Below are 14,355 nucleotides of genomic sequence, written 5' to 3' on the forward strand. Positions count from 1 at the left end.
GCAGCGCCGCCGCCCTCGTCAGTGATCGGGCTTATAGACCCCACACCTCAGACACGTCAACAGACATTTTTAAAAAATCGATAGATTTTTGTAAGCTGCTGATTTGTCACACGGATTTCGACACGATCGACTAACCGCTTGAAATCGGCGTCGGCCGCGGAAGGAGAAGCTCCTCCATGGCTGTTGCCTATATGGTTAACGCTCTATTGCTCTTCAAGGGGGCGCATCTCGGCTGACCGCCGCCCGGCCTTCCCGGAGGAAGGAGCCGCGGCTCTCCCTCGCCGCTTCGACCAGAAAATCGCGTACGGCCCTCACCCGCGGCATCGCCATCAGGTCGCGATGGCAGATCAGCCAATAGGTGCGTTTCAGCTCGATCTCGTCCGGCAGCACGATCTCGAGATTGGCTTCGTCCTTGGCCATGAAATAGGGCAAGACGCAGAGGCCGAGGCCCTGACGCGCCGCCTTCAGCTGCGTCAGGATGCTCGAGCTCTGGAAATGGGCGCGCAGGCCCGGCTGGATCTCGCCGAGATAGTCGAGCCCGGGCGTGAAGATCATATCCTCAATATAGCCGACGAAGCGGTGCGAACTCAGGTCATTGCGCGTCCGGATCATCGGATGCCGGGCGAGATAGCTTCGCGCTCCATAGACATGCAGCGTATAGGGCGTCAGCACCTCGGAATGATAGGGGCCCGCCTTGGGCGCGGCGAGCGCCACGGCAATATCGGCCTCCTTGCGCGACAAGGACATGATCTGCTGAATCGCCACAAGCTCCAGCGAAATATTCGGATAGCGGCCGGCGAAGTCGGCAAGCCGGTCGGAAAGGAAGAAATTGCCGAAGCCCTCGAGCGTGCTCAGCCGCACGACGCCGCGCTGGGCGGTCATGCCGTCGCTGATGTCGAGCTGCAGCTGCTCCGTTTCCCGCTCGATCCGTTCGGCCGTCTCGACGAAGCGCTGGCCCATGCCGGTCAGCACGTAGCCACGCGGATTGCGTTCAAAGAGCTTCACCTTGAGGGCAAATTCCAGCCGGTCGATACGGCGCGAGACAGTCGCATGGCTGGTTCTCAAACGCCGCGCCGCGGTCGAAAGCTGGCCGGTGCGCGCCACCGCCAGGAAGAACTGCAGGTCGTCCCAGGTGAAATTCGGATTCATTCCGCCTCCCTTCTGTTCAAAAATGAACAGATGCTGTTTGCAATTTACGGTTTGACCCGCTTGCTTCCAAGTAGAATTTTCTGGATGTTAAACTTCGAGGCCAGCTGTTGAGGAGCATGTCTGGCCAAATTTGAACAGAGCGATACGAGAAACGGTCGGGGCCTCGAAAGGTCACCGCCAGGCCCTATGTGTTTGCGCATGACGGCCAGCATCACCCTGGACATCCTCGGGAGGAGGACAGATGAACAAGAAAGTGATCGCCACACTTGCAATGCTGCTCGCCAGCAGCACCGCCGCTCTTGCCGACGCGTCCGACGGCAAGGTCAAGATCGGCATTCTGAACGACCAGTCCGGCGTCTATGCCGATTTCGGTGGCAAATCTTCTTATGAGGCGGCGCTGATGGCGGTCGAGGATTACGGCGGCAAGGTGCTGGGCGTCCCTGTCGAAGTCGTGACCGCCGACCACCAGAACAAGCCCGATATCGCCTCCAACATTGCCCGGCAATGGTATGACACCGAGCAGGTCGACAGCATCATGGAACTCACCACCTCATCGGTGGCGCTCGCGGTACAGGCGATCTCGAAGGAGAAGCAGAAGATCGACATCGTCACTGGCGCGGCGACGACGGAGCTTACCGGCAAGCAATGTAGTCCCTATGGCTTCCACTGGGCCTATGACACCCACTCGCTGGCCGTCGGCACGGGCGGCGCACTCGTCAAGCAGGGCGGCGATAGCTGGTTCTTCCTGACCGCCGACTACGCCTTCGGTTATTCGCTCGAGGAAAACACCGGCAACTACGTCAAGGAAAACGGCGGCAAGGTCGTCGGAGCGGTGCGCCATCCGCTGGCCACCACCGACCTCTCGTCCTTCCTGCTGCAGGCGCAATCCTCCGGTGCCAAGGTGATCGGGCTTGCCAATGCCGGTCTCGACACCTCGAACGCCATCAAGCAGGCGGCCGAGTTCGGCATCGTCCAGGGCGGTCAGCGCCTGGCGGCGCTGCTCTTCACGCTTGCCGAGGTCCACGGCCTCGGGCTCGAGGCGGCGCAAGGGTTGACGCTCACGGAGGGCTTCTATTGGAACCGCGACGCCGAAAGCGCCAAGTTCGGCAAGCGCTTCATGGAGCGCACCGGCAAGATGCCGAATATGGTCCATGCCGGCACCTATTCCGCCGTGACGCAATATCTGAAGGCGATCGAAAAGGCCGGCAGCGATGATGCCGACGCGGTCGCCAAGGAACTGCATGCAATGCCGGTGAACGACGTCTTCGCACAGAACGGCACCGTGGCGCCGAACGGTCGGATGATCCACGACATGTACCTGCTCGAGGTCAAGAAGCCGGACGAGAGCAAGGAGCCCTGGGACTACTTCAAGGTTCTGGCGACCATCCCCGGCAAGGAGGCCTTCATCGATCCGGCCGAGAGCGGCTGCGACCTGGTGAAATCCTGACCGGCGCCTAGCGATGAGCGTCGCCACGCCTCTTGAGAATGGAAGGCCGCGGGTGGTTCTGTCCGCCCGCGGTCTCCGCCGCGACTTCGGCGGCTTCACCGCCGTCAAGGATGTCGACCTTGACGTCCATCATGCCCGCGTGCATGCGCTGATCGGCCCGAACGGGGCCGGCAAGACCACCGTCTTCAACCTGCTGACAAAGTTCCTGCAGCCGACCGACGGCACCATCACGCTGCTCGGCGAGGACATCACCAACACCGCGCCGGACAAGGTCGCCCGCATGGGCCTGGTGCGGTCGTTCCAGATCTCGGCTGTGTTTCCGCACCTGACGGTCCTCGACAATGTCCGCGTCGCCCTGCAGCGGCCGAACCGGCTGGCGACCCAGTTCTGGAAACCGCTTTCGGCGCTCGACACGCTGAACGGCAAGGCCGATCAATTGATCCGCGCCGTTGGGCTCGAAAAGGAGCGCAATGCGGTGGCCGCCGATCTTTCCTATGGCCGCAAGCGCGTCCTCGAGATCGCCACGACGCTGGCGCTCGACCCGAAGGTCCTGCTGCTCGACGAGCCGATGGCCGGCATGGGCCACGAGGATGTCGGCATGGTGGCCGAAATCATCCGCGAGGTGGCGCGCGAGCGCGCCGTGCTGATGGTCGAGCACAATCTCTCCGTCGTCGCCACGCTCTGCCACCACGTCACCGTGCTGCAGCGCGGCGAGATTCTTGCAGAAGGCGATTATGCGACGGTGTCGGAGGACCCGCGCGTGCGCACCGCCTATATGGGCACGGAGGAGGCCTGAGATGAAACCGCTTCTCAAGGTCTCCGGCCTCAACGCCTGGTACGGCGAGAGCCACATCCTCCACGGCGTCGACATGACCGTCGGCGAGGGCGAGATGGTGACGCTGCTCGGCCGCAACGGCGTCGGCAAGACAACGACGCTGCGCGCCATCATGGGCATCGTGCGCGAGCGCAAGGGCGAGATTACCTTTGCCGGCGAGGACCTGATCCGCGTGCCGCTCCATCGCGTCGCCCACCGCGGCATCGGCTTCGTTCCCGAGGAGCGCGGCATCTTCTCGACCCTCTCCGTCTACGAGAACCTCTTGCTGCCGCCGGCCGTCGCCGAAGGCGGCATGACGATCGACGAGATCTTCGAGCTCTTTCCCAATCTCCACGAACGCCGCAACAGCCAGGGCACAAAACTTTCCGGCGGCGAGCAGCAGATGCTGGCGATCGCCCGGATTTTGCGCACCGGGGTCAGGATGATGCTGCTCGACGAGCCGACCGAAGGCCTCGCCCCGGTCATCGTCCAGCGCATCGGCGAGGTCCTGAAGAAACTCAAGGAGCGCGGCATGACGGTTCTCCTCGTCGAGCAGAATTTCCGTTTCGCCAGCAAGGTCGCCGACCGTTTCTATCTAATGGACCACGGCAAGGTGGCGGGCGAGTTTCCGATCTCGGAGCTTTCCGCGCGCATGGACATGCTGCACGACATCCTCGGGGTGTAAGTGATGACGATGATCTTCGGTATCCCGCTTCAGGCGTTTCTCGGTCAGCTGCTGATCGGCCTCATCAACGGCTCCTTCTATGCGCTTCTGAGTCTCGGCCTCGCCATCATCTTCGGCCTGCTGCGCGTCATCAACTTCGCCCACGGCGCCCAATACATGCTCGGGGCCTTCGTCGCCTGGCTGCTGCTCGCGCATTTCGGCATCGGCTATTGGCCGGCGCTGATCCTCGCACCGCTTCTCGTCGGTCTCCTCGGCGCCGCCATCGAACGCACCATGCTGAGAAGGCTCTATTCGCTTGATCCCCTCTACGGCCTGCTCTTCACCTTCGGCCTGGCGCTGACGGTCGAAGGCACGTTCCGCTATCTCTACGGCGCCTCCGGTCAGCCCTATGCGACACCGGCGCTTTTGACCGGCGGCGCCAATCTCGGTTTCATGTTCCTGCCCGTCTATCGCGGCTGGGCGATCGTTTTCTCGCTCGTCGTCTGCATCGGCACCTGGCTCGTCATCGAGAAGACGAAGCTCGGCTCGTATCTGCGGGCGGCGACGGAAAATCCGGTGCTGGTGCAATCCTTCGGGATCAACGTGCCCTTCCTGCTGACGCTGACCTATGGCCTCGGCGCGGCGCTCGCCGCTCTCGCCGGCGTGCTCGCCGCGCCGATCTATCAGGTGTCGCCGCTGATGGGCTCGAACATCATCATCGTCGTCTTCGCGGTGGTGGTCGTCGGCGGCATGGGCTCGATCATGGGGGCGATCGTCACCGGCTACCTGCTGGGCGTCGCCGAGGGGCTGACCAAGGTGTTCTATCCGGAGGCCTCCAATATCGTGATCTTCGTGATCATGGCCATCGTTCTACTCCTGAGACCCGCGGGCCTCTTCGGCCGGGATGCTTGACATGACGCTGACACTCGAACTTCAGAAGCAGAAGGAACGCACCCCCATCGTCGCCCAGACGGTGTTTCTCGGGCTCGGCCTCGCGCTTCTCCTGCTCGCGCCGCTGTTCTTCTACCCCGTTTTCCTGATGAAGATCCTGTGTTTCGCGCTCTTCGCCTGCGCCTTCAATCTGCTGCTCGGCTATACGGGGCTGCTCTCCTTCGGCCATGCTGCCTTCTTCGGCGGTGCGGCCTATTTCACCGCGCATGCGGTCAAGGAATGGGGGGTGCCGCCCGAACTCGGCATCCTCGTCGGCGTTGTCGGCGCCGCCCTTCTCGGCGTGGTCATCGGTTTCTTCGCCATTCGCCGCCAGGGCATCTATTTCGCGATGATCACGCTGGCGCTGGCGCAGATGTTCTATTTCTTCTGCCTGCAGGCCGAGTTCACCCATGGCGAGGACGGTATCCAGTCGGTGCCGCGCGGCCATCTGTTCGGCTTCGTCGACCTCTCGCAGTCCTCGAACATGTACTATTTCGTACTCGCCGTCTTCGTCATCGGCATCGCCATCATCTGGCGGATCATCAATTCGCCCTTCGGCATGATCCTGAAATCGATCCGCGAAAACGAGACGCGGGCCATCTCGCTCGGCTATTCGGTGCGGAACTACAAGCTCGCCGCCTTCGTCATGTCGGCTGCACTGACCGGTCTCGCCGGCGGCCTGAAGGCGCTGGTCTTCCAGTTCGCGACGCTGACCGATGTCGGCTGGCAGATGTCTGGCGAGGTCATTCTGATGACCTTGCTCGGCGGCATCGGAACGCTGATCGGACCGCTTTTCGGCGCCGCACTGGTGGTGACGCTGCAGAACTATCTGGCGACCTCGGAATTTCCGGTGACGATCATCACCGGCGTCGTCTTCATGGTCTGCGTGCTCGTTTTCCGCCGCGGCATCGTCGGCGAGTTCTATAATTCCCGCCTCGGCCGCCGGCTCGGCTTCGAGCACCGGCACAAGCACTGACGCGCGGCCCGACAAGAGAAAGCCCATGGAAACGTTCGACTACATCGTCGTCGGAGCGGGGAGCGCCGGCTGCGTCCTCGCCAACCGCCTGTCGGAAAATCCGGCGCATCGCGTGCTGCTGCTCGAAGCGGGCGGCAGCGACAATTATCACTGGATCCACATTCCTGTCGGCTACCTCTATTGCATCAACAATCCGCGCACCGACTGGTGTTTCACCACGGCCGCTGAAGATGGCCTCAACGGCCGGTCGCTTTTCTATCCGCGCGGCAAGGTGCTCGGCGGCTGCTCTTCGATCAACGGCATGATCTACATGCGCGGCCAGGCGCGCGACTACGACCTCTGGCGTCAGCTTGGCTGCGCCGGCTGGAGCTGGGACGAGGTGCTGCCGTTCTTCAGGAAATCCGAGGATCACTATCGCGGCGCCGACGACATGCATGGCGCCGGCGGCGAATGGCGGGTCGAAAAGGCCCGCGTTCGCTGGGCGGTACTCGACGCCTTCCAGAAGGCAGCAGCCGAGGCGGGTATTCCCGAAGCAGACGATTTCAACCGCGGCAGCAACGAAGGCTCCGGCTATTTCGACGTCAACCAGCGCTCCGGCATCCGCTGGAACACCGCCAAAGCGTTTTTGAAACCTGCCAGGCACCGGCGCAATCTGACGATCCTGACCAAGGCGCATGTCCGCAAGCTGGTCCTCGAAGCGGGGCGTGTCGCCGGCGTCGAGTTCCAGCACGACGGCACGACCAAGCGCGCGCACGCTCGCCGCGAGACGGTGCTTTGCGCCGGTGCGATCGGCTCGCCGCATATTCTCGAGCTTTCCGGCATCGGCAATCCGAAAATCCTCCGCGCCAACGGGATCGAAGTGCATCACGCGTTGCACGGCGTCGGCGAGAACCTGCAGGATCATCTGCAACTGCGTCTTGCCTACAGGGTCACCGGCGTTCCGACTCTGAACGAGAAGGCGAGCTCGGTCCTCGGCAAGGCGGCGATCGGCCTCGAATATCTCGTCCGCCGTTCCGGGCCGATGGCCATGGCGCCGAGCCAGCTCGGCATCTTCACGCGCTCGGGCCCCGAGAAGGAGACGCCGGACCTGCAGTATCATGTCCAGCCGGTGACGCTCGAAAAATTCGGCGAGCCGGTGCACCCCTTCCCGGCGATCACCGCCAGCGTCTGCAACCTGAGGCCGGAAAGCCGCGGCTCGGTGCACCTGAAGGGGCCGGATTTTGCCGCCGCGCCCGACATCCGCCCACGCTATTTAACGGCCGAAACCGACCGGGACGTCGCCGTGAAGGCGATCCGCCTCACCCGCCGCATCGTTTCGCAGCCTTCCTTCGCCCGCTACCGGCCGGTCGAATTCAAGCCCGGACCGAGCTACGAGACCGATGATGAGCTAAAGCAAGCCGCCGGCGATATCGGCACGACGATCTTCCACCCGGTCGGAACCTGCCGCATGGGGGCTGATCCGGAGAGCGTCGTCGATCCTGAACTGCGCCTGCGCGGCGTTGAAGGCCTGCGCATCGCCGACGCCTCGATCATGCCGACCATCACCTCCGGCAACACCAATTCGCCGACCATCATGATCGCCGAGAAGGCGGCTGGGATGATCCTCGCGGTAAACGGGTAGCCGCCTACTCGGCGGCCTCGGCCTCCGGCATCGGCACATAGTTGAGGATCGGTGATAGCCAGCGCTCGACCTCGCGCACATTCATGCGCTTGCGTGTCGCGTAATCCTCGACCTGATCGCGCTCGATCTTGGCGACGCCGAAATAATAGGCGTCCGGATGGCCGATATAGAGACCGGAAACGGACGAACCCGGCCACATCGCGTAGCTTTCCGTCAGGCTGACGCCGATTGCCGCCTCGGCGTCGAGCAGACGGAAGAGCGTCTCCTTCTCGGTATGGTCCGGCTGTGCCGGATAGCCGGGCGCCGGGCGAATGCCCTGATAGGGCTCGCCGATCAGTTCCTGCGGCGCGAAGGATTCGTCCGGAGCGTAGCCCCAGAGCTCCTTGCGGACATATTCGTGCATGCGCTCGGCAAAGGCCTCGGCGAAGCGGTCGGCGAGCGCCTTGACCAGGATCGAGGAATAATCATCATTGGCGCGCTCGAAGCGTTCGGCGATCGCCACCTCCTCGATGCCGGCCGTCACCACGAAGCCGCCGAGATAGTCGCGCCTGCCGCTGTCGACCGGAGCGACGAAATCGGCGAGCGCGACATTCGGCCGCCCGTCGCGCTTGGTCAGCTGCTGGCGAAGCGTGAAGAAGGTGGCAAGCTCGTGCTTGCGCGTCTCGTCGGTGAAGAGGCGGATGTCGTCGCCGGCGCTGCCTGCCGGCCAGAAGCCGACCACCGCCTTGGGCGCGAACCATTTTTCCGCAATGATCTGCTCCAGCATCGCCCGGGCGTCGGCGAAGAGCTGCCGCGCCGCTGGTCCCTGATGCTCGTCATCGAGAATGCGCGGATAGACACCCTTCAGCTCCCAGGTCTGGAAGAAGGGCGTCCAGTCGATATAGCCGGCAAGCTCCGCCAGGTCCCAGCTCTCGAAGACGCGCGTGCCGAGAAAGGAGGGCGTCGTCGGCTGATGCGCATTCCAGTCGACTTTCTGCGCATTAGCGCGAGCCTGCGACAGCGGCAGGCGACGCTTCTCAGCCTCATTACGCGCATGGGTATCGGCAACCTTCAGATACTCGGCGCGAATCGTCTCCTTGTAGCCGTCGCTTGCCTCCGGCGAGAGCAGGCTCGACACGACGCCGACGGCGCGGCTGGCATCGGTGACATAGACGGTCTGGCCGAGATTGTAGCGCGGATTGATCTTGACCGCCGTGTGCACGCGGCTGGTCGTCGCCCCGCCGATCAACAGCGGAATGTCGAAGCCTTCCCGTTCGAGTTCGGAGGCGACATGCACCATCTCGTCGAGCGACGGGGTGATGAGGCCGGAGAGCCCGATGATGTCGACCTTCTGCTCGCGCGCCACGTCGAGGATCTTTGCCGAGGGCACCATGACGCCGAGGTCGATGATCTCGTAATTGTTGCAGGCAAGCACGACGCCGACGATGTTCTTGCCGATATCGTGCACGTCGCCCTTGACGGTTGCCATCAGGATCTTGCCGGCGCTCTCGCGGGTCCCCTCGCCGCCATTGGCAAGCTTCTCGGCCTCCATGTAAGGCAGCAGCACCGCGACCGCCTGCTTCATCACGCGCGCCGACTTGACCACCTGCGGCAGGAACATCTTGCCAGCGCCGAAGAGGTCGCCGACCACGTTCATGCCGGCCATCAGCGGACCCTCGATGACATGCAGCGGGCGCTCGGCGGCAAGCCGCGCCTCTTCCGTGTCGGCCTCGATGAATTCGGTGATGCCGTTGACGAGCGCATGTTCGAGCCGCTTTGCAACCGTCCACTCGCGCCAGGTGAGGTCCTTCTCCTTGCCCTGTGCACCGCCCTGCCCGCGATAGCGCTCGGCGATTTCCAGGAGGCGCTCGGTCGCGTCGGCGCGGCGGTTAAGCACCACATCCTCGCAGGCTTCGCGAAGCTCCGGATCGATCGCATCATAGACGGCGAGCTGGCCGGCATTGACGATGCCCATGTCCATGCCCGCCTGGATGGCGTGATAAAGGAACACGGCGTGCATCGCCTCGCGCACCGGCTCGTTGCCACGGAAGGAGAAGGAGAGGTTCGATACGCCGCCCGAGATATGCACATGCGGCAGTGTGGCGATGATCTCACGCGTCGCCTCGATGAAGTCGACGCCGTAATTGTTGTGCTCTTCGATGCCCGTCGCCACCGCGAAGATGTTCGGGTCGAAGATGATGTCTTCCGGCGGGAAGCCGACCTCTTCGGTCAGCAGCCGATAGGCGCGCCCGCAGATCTCGACCTTGCGCGCTTTGCTGTCGGCCTGGCCCTTCTCGTCGAAGGCCATCACCACAACGGCCGCGCCATAGGCGCGCACCAGCCTTGCATGATGCAGGAATGCCTCCTCGCCTTCCTTGAGCGAGATCGAGTTCACCAGCGCCTTGCCCTGGACGCATTTGAGGCCGGCCTCGATCACCTCCCATTTCGAGGAATCGATCATCACCGGCACCCGGGCGATATCCGGCTCAGAGGCGACCAGGTTCAGGAACTCGACCATGGCACGGGTCGAATCGATCAGCCCCTCGTCCATGTTGATGTCGATGATCTGCGCACCGTTGGCCACCTGGTCGCGTGCCACATCGAGCGCCGCGGCATAATCGCCGGCGGTGATCAGCTTGCGGAATTTCGCCGAGCCGGTGACATTGGTGCGTTCGCCGACATTGACGAAGGGAATCTCATCGGTGAGCGTAAACGGCTCGAGGCCGGAAAGCCGCATGCGGCGTTCGATCTCCGGCACCTCGCGCGGCGGGTATTTTTTGACCGCTTCGGCGATGGCGCGGATATGAGCCGGCGTCGAGCCGCAGCAGCCGCCGACAATGTTGACGAGGCCGTCGCGGGCAAATTCCTCGATCTGCGCCGCCATCGCCTCCGGGGTTTCATCGTAACGGCCGAATTCGTTCGGCAGACCGGCGTTCGGATAGGCGCAGACGAGCGTGTCGGCAACGCTGGAAAGCTCGTCGATATGGGCGCGCATCGCATTGGCGCCGAGCGCGCAATTGAGCCCGATGGTGAAGGGCGCCGCATGGCGCACCGAATACCAGAAGGCAGTCGGCGTCTGGCCGGAGAGCGTTCGGCCGGAGAGATCGGTGATGGTGCCGGAGATCATCACCGGCAGGTGGATTGCCTTCTCGGCAAACACTTCCTGCGTCGCGAAGATCGCCGCCTTGGCGTTCAGCGTGTCGAAGATCGTCTCGATCAGGATGATGTCGGCGCCGCCATCAATGAGGCCGCGGACCTGTTCGGCATAGGCCAGCGTCAGGTCGTCGAAGCTGACGGCACGATAGCCGGGATTGTTGACGTCGGGCGAGATCGAGGCGGTGCGGTTGGTCGGCCCGAGCGCACCGGCCACAAATCGCCGCCGGCCATCCTCCGCCTCGGCGCGCTTTGCCGCCCGGCGCGCCAGCCGCGCGCCGTCGCGGTTGAGCTCGTAGACCATGACCTCCATGCGGTAATCGGCCTGGGCGATCCGCGTCGAGGAGAAGGTGTTGGTTTCGAGGATGTCGGCGCCGGCAAGGGCGTAGCGGTAATGGATCTCCTCGATCGCTTTCGGCTGCGTCAGGGTCAGCAGATCATTGTTGCCCTGCTGATGGCAGGCGCAGCCGCCGAAGCGCTCGCCGCGGAAATGATCCTCGAAGAAACCGAGCTGCTGGATCTCGGTCCCCATCGCACCATCCATGATGAGGATGCGTTCGCTCGCCGCCTCCTTCAGGGCCCGGAAGACTTCCGAGCCGTCGGGCCTGGGGGAGAGATCTCCGAAGAGGGACGCGGCGGACATGGGAAATCTCCCGTTCTGAAAACGACAAATGCTTTGCCGATTAAGTCACATAAAGATATCTTTATGTCAACATACGATTCGATCACAATTTTGGCCAGGGGCAAATCTGGACGCAACAAAAAAGCCCGCCGCGGGCGCGGCAGGCCATCAAAGGCGAAAACCGGAGTCGATGCTTCACATCCGCTTCAGGCAATCCTCGACTTCATAGATCGCGCAGAGGATATGGTAGAAGCTGCTGGCCGGCGCGGGTTCGTCGACGAAGCTGCCGTCGGCCTTCTGCTTGTCGCGCCAGAGGCCGGGGATCGGCGTCTCCAGAAAGCGCTGCAGCGCCGCGGCCGCACGTGAGGCCGAGGCAAGGTAGCGCTGCCGCTCGCTGCCGTCGGAAAGCGAAGCGAAGCGGATCGCCGCCTTCAGCCATTCCGTCTGCGGCCAGAGGCGCGCCACCGGGTCGGCGACCGACAGGTCGTCGAAGAGCGTCATGATCGCCACGTCGCGCTTGCCGCAGATACCGTGTGTTTCGCCGATCTCGAAAAGCCGGCGCGCCTTGACGATCGCTTCGACATTGCCGCGCCGCTCCGCCCAGCGCAGGAGCAGCCATGCCCATTCGAATTGGTGGCCGGGTTCGACGATGCGGCCCTTTTCGCCCGGAAAGGCTGTCCAGTCGTGATCGAAGAACTCGCGCAGCACGCCGGTTTCGGCGTCGATGAAGCAATCCATCGCCAGATGAGCGATCTCGTCGGCGAGATTGGGCCAAGCGACCCGGTCGAATCCGTCGACCGCTTCGCTGGCGAGGCAGGCCTCGAAGAGGTGCATATGCGGGTTGGAGCCGAGCGGCAGGCGCGGCGGCTCGTCCTCCTCGAAGCCGGCGACCGGATGCTTGCAATGGGCCTCCAGCCTGCGTCGAAGATCGTTGCTGCGCCCGACCATCTCGGTCTTCCGCTCCGGGATCACCTCGGCGAGATAGGCGAAGGCAAGCAGGGCAAAGGCCTGGTTGTAGAGGTCGAAGGACGGATCGATGATTTCCCCGTCGGCATTGGCAAGCGCGCCATAGAAGCCGCTCGGCTGTCGGTAGACCCGATCAAAATAGGAAAGCCCGCTTTCAGCGACCGTACGCCAGTCGCCGCGCCAGCCGCGCTGCCCCGCCTCCGCGAAGCAATAGACCTGGCGGGGCTGGACGCGCGAGCGGCGATCGGCCCGCGTCGGCTCGCCGGCCATGTCGATCGTCTCGACGAAACCGCCGCCAGCCGCATCAAACCCCTTGTCGCGCCAGAGCGGCAAAGCGGCTTCCGCGAGCCAGCGGCCGAGCTCCCTCGCCCTTAATGAAATGTCCATTGGCCCGCGCATCAGGTTTCGAGTTTCAGCCCGTCGTGATCCGCGCCGAGAAGTTCGGCGAGCGCCTCGACGACGAGATTGTGATCGTCGCGCTGCGGCAAGCCCGACACCGTGATGGCGCCGATGCAACCGGTTCCCTTCACGACGATCGGGAAGCTGCCACCATGCGCGGCGAACTCTTGATCCGGCAGGCCGAGCTTCGCCTGCAGGTTGGTCTGCTGCTTCAACAGGCTAAGGCCTGTGGCGTAGCTGCTCTTGAACAGCCGGAAGACCGTGTTGCGCTTGCGCCGCACCCAGTTCGGGTTGTCCGGTGTCGCCCCATCGAGCGCCGCGTAGAAGACCTGCATGGAGAAAAGCGTGATGTCGATGACGACGCCGAGCTTGCGCTCGGCCGCCATGCGGCGGAGCGTCGATCCGAGCGTCCAGGCCGTGTCGAGATCGAAGCGCTCGAACTGCAATTCCTGTTCCTGGAGCGCGATCCGGCGCAGATCATTGTCGATGTTCATGATGCCTCCGCTTGTCATGATCGAATTGGAGGGGCGATGCCCCCTTCTGGCCTGCCGCCGCCAAGCCTCGGCACGCGCTATTCCTTCCAGAGCCAGGCGGCGCCGCGCACGCCGGAACTGTCGCCGTGCACGGCCTTGCGGATCGGCGTCTCGAAACTGTCGCCGAACAGGTATTTGGTGATCAGACCCGGCAATTCGCCATAGATCTCGTCGACATTCGACATGCCGCCGCCGAGCACGAAGACGTCCGGATCGACGATATTGGTCAGAAGCGCCAGGCTGCGGGCAAGCCGGTCGACGAAGCGGGCGTAGACGCCGGTCGCAATGGGATCGCCGGCACGCTTCGCCTCGATGATGTCGCGGCCGCGGCGGTCGGTGCCGGTCGTCAGGCGATAGTCGAGTTCGACCCCGGTGCCGCAGGCATACATGTCGAGGCAGCCGAGCTTGCCGCACCAGCATTTATGCCCGGGATATTCGTCCTTAGTCATCCAGGGCAGCGGATAATGGCCGATCTCCGCGGCGATGCCCTGATAGCCGGCATGCACCTTCTTGCCGATCGCCAGCCCGCCGCCATGGCCGGTGCCGACGATGATGCCGAATACGACATGCGCATCCTTGCCGGCCCCGTCGACCGCCTCGGAGACCGCCAGGCAATTGGCGTCGTTGGCAAGACGCACCTTGCGTCCCAGTACGGCCTCGAGGTCGCGCCCGAGCGGCTTGCCGTTGATGAGCACGGCGTTGGAGTTGCGCACGATCCCCGTGCGCGGATTGGGACTGCCGGGAATGCCTATGCCGATCGAGCCGCGTTGGCCGGCCGTCTCTTCGGCGGCAGCGACCAGATCGACCACGGCGCGGACGCACGCGTCATAGCCGCTGGTCGGGGTTGCGACCCGGTGCCGGGCACGCGTCTCGCCATCGCGGCTAAGCGCGATGACTTCCATTTTGGTGCCGCCCCAATCGATTCCGATAAACATGCGCGGATCAGGTCCCCAGGATGGATGGGCTGCGGGAAAGGGCGGCATCTCCTCCGACCGCCGCCGGCCCCTGCTTAGCATTCACCCCGTCGATGATGCTAGCCCCCTGATTTCGCATCGACGCATCGGACTCGACGCACGGCAAATCTCCGGCCGCACACGCAAAA

General features: G+C 63.6%; 11 protein-coding genes. 6 read left to right on the forward strand and 5 right to left on the reverse strand.

Going from position 1 to position 14,355, the window contains the following annotated elements; genetic code table 11:
- Positions 1-213: 213 nt before the first annotated feature.
- Positions 214-1,149: a LysR family transcriptional regulator gene (locus tag CO664_RS17825; protein WP_097539503.1), complete on the reverse strand. Its 936-nt coding sequence runs from the start codon at positions 1,147-1,149 to the stop codon at positions 214-216.
- Positions 1,150-1,390: 241 nt separating this feature from the next.
- Here CO664_RS17825 and CO664_RS17830 point away from each other — a divergent pair, with 241 nt between their 5' ends.
- From CO664_RS17830 to CO664_RS17855, 6 genes are read left to right on the forward strand one after another with little or no spacing between them, the layout of a single operon-like run.
- A complete protein-coding gene (locus CO664_RS17830; protein ID WP_097539504.1) occupies positions 1,391-2,596 on the forward strand; it encodes an ABC transporter substrate-binding protein in 1,206 nt (401 codons plus the stop codon).
- Between the two features lie 13 nt (positions 2,597-2,609).
- Positions 2,610-3,392: an ABC transporter ATP-binding protein gene (locus CO664_RS17835; protein WP_097539505.1), complete on the forward strand. Its 783-nt coding sequence runs from the start codon at positions 2,610-2,612 to the stop codon at positions 3,390-3,392.
- Position 3,393: 1 nt separating this feature from the next.
- Positions 3,394-4,095 (forward strand): ABC transporter ATP-binding protein, encoded by a 702-nt coding sequence (locus CO664_RS17840; protein WP_037417375.1) that lies wholly within the window; start codon positions 3,394-3,396, stop codon positions 4,093-4,095.
- A 3-nt stretch (positions 4,096-4,098) separates the two neighbouring features.
- Positions 4,099-4,986 (forward strand): branched-chain amino acid ABC transporter permease, encoded by an 888-nt coding sequence (locus CO664_RS17845; RefSeq protein WP_097526203.1) that lies wholly within the window; start codon positions 4,099-4,101, stop codon positions 4,984-4,986.
- Positions 4,979-5,980 (forward strand): branched-chain amino acid ABC transporter permease, encoded by a 1,002-nt coding sequence (locus CO664_RS17850; RefSeq protein ID WP_037417380.1) that lies wholly within the window; start codon positions 4,979-4,981, stop codon positions 5,978-5,980. The genes CO664_RS17845 and CO664_RS17850 overlap by 8 nt, the downstream gene beginning before the upstream one ends.
- A 25-nt stretch (positions 5,981-6,005) precedes the next feature.
- Positions 6,006-7,601 (forward strand): GMC family oxidoreductase N-terminal domain-containing protein, encoded by a 1,596-nt coding sequence (locus CO664_RS17855; RefSeq protein WP_097539506.1) that lies wholly within the window; start codon positions 6,006-6,008, stop codon positions 7,599-7,601.
- A 4-nt stretch (positions 7,602-7,605) separates the two neighbouring features.
- Here the strand turns inward: CO664_RS17855 and metH are convergent, their stop codons facing one another.
- From metH to CO664_RS17875, 4 genes are all read right to left on the reverse strand, one after another.
- Positions 7,606-11,376, reverse strand: coding sequence for a methionine synthase (metH, locus tag CO664_RS17860; RefSeq protein WP_097539507.1), 3,771 nt, complete (start codon positions 11,374-11,376; stop codon positions 7,606-7,608).
- Between the two features lie 174 nt (positions 11,377-11,550).
- The gene (gene pmi, locus CO664_RS17865; RefSeq protein WP_097539508.1) at positions 11,551-12,708 is read right to left on the reverse strand and encodes a mannose-6-phosphate isomerase Pmi; all 1,158 of its coding nucleotides are present in this window, start codon (positions 12,706-12,708) and stop codon (positions 11,551-11,553) included.
- A gap of 11 nt (positions 12,709-12,719) precedes the next feature.
- Complete coding sequence (locus tag CO664_RS17870; protein WP_037389644.1) at positions 12,720-13,214, reverse strand: heme-degrading domain-containing protein; 495 nt, start codon at positions 13,212-13,214, stop codon at positions 12,720-12,722.
- Positions 13,215-13,291: 77 nt separating this feature from the next.
- Positions 13,292-14,188 (reverse strand): ROK family protein, encoded by an 897-nt coding sequence (locus CO664_RS17875; RefSeq protein ID WP_037389641.1) that lies wholly within the window; start codon positions 14,186-14,188, stop codon positions 13,292-13,294.
- Positions 14,189-14,355: the final 167 nt, after the last annotated feature.

The sequence above is a fragment of the Sinorhizobium sp. NG07B genome, from assembly GCF_002532005.1.
Lineage (GTDB): Bacteria > Pseudomonadota > Alphaproteobacteria > Rhizobiales > Rhizobiaceae > Sinorhizobium > Sinorhizobium fredii_C.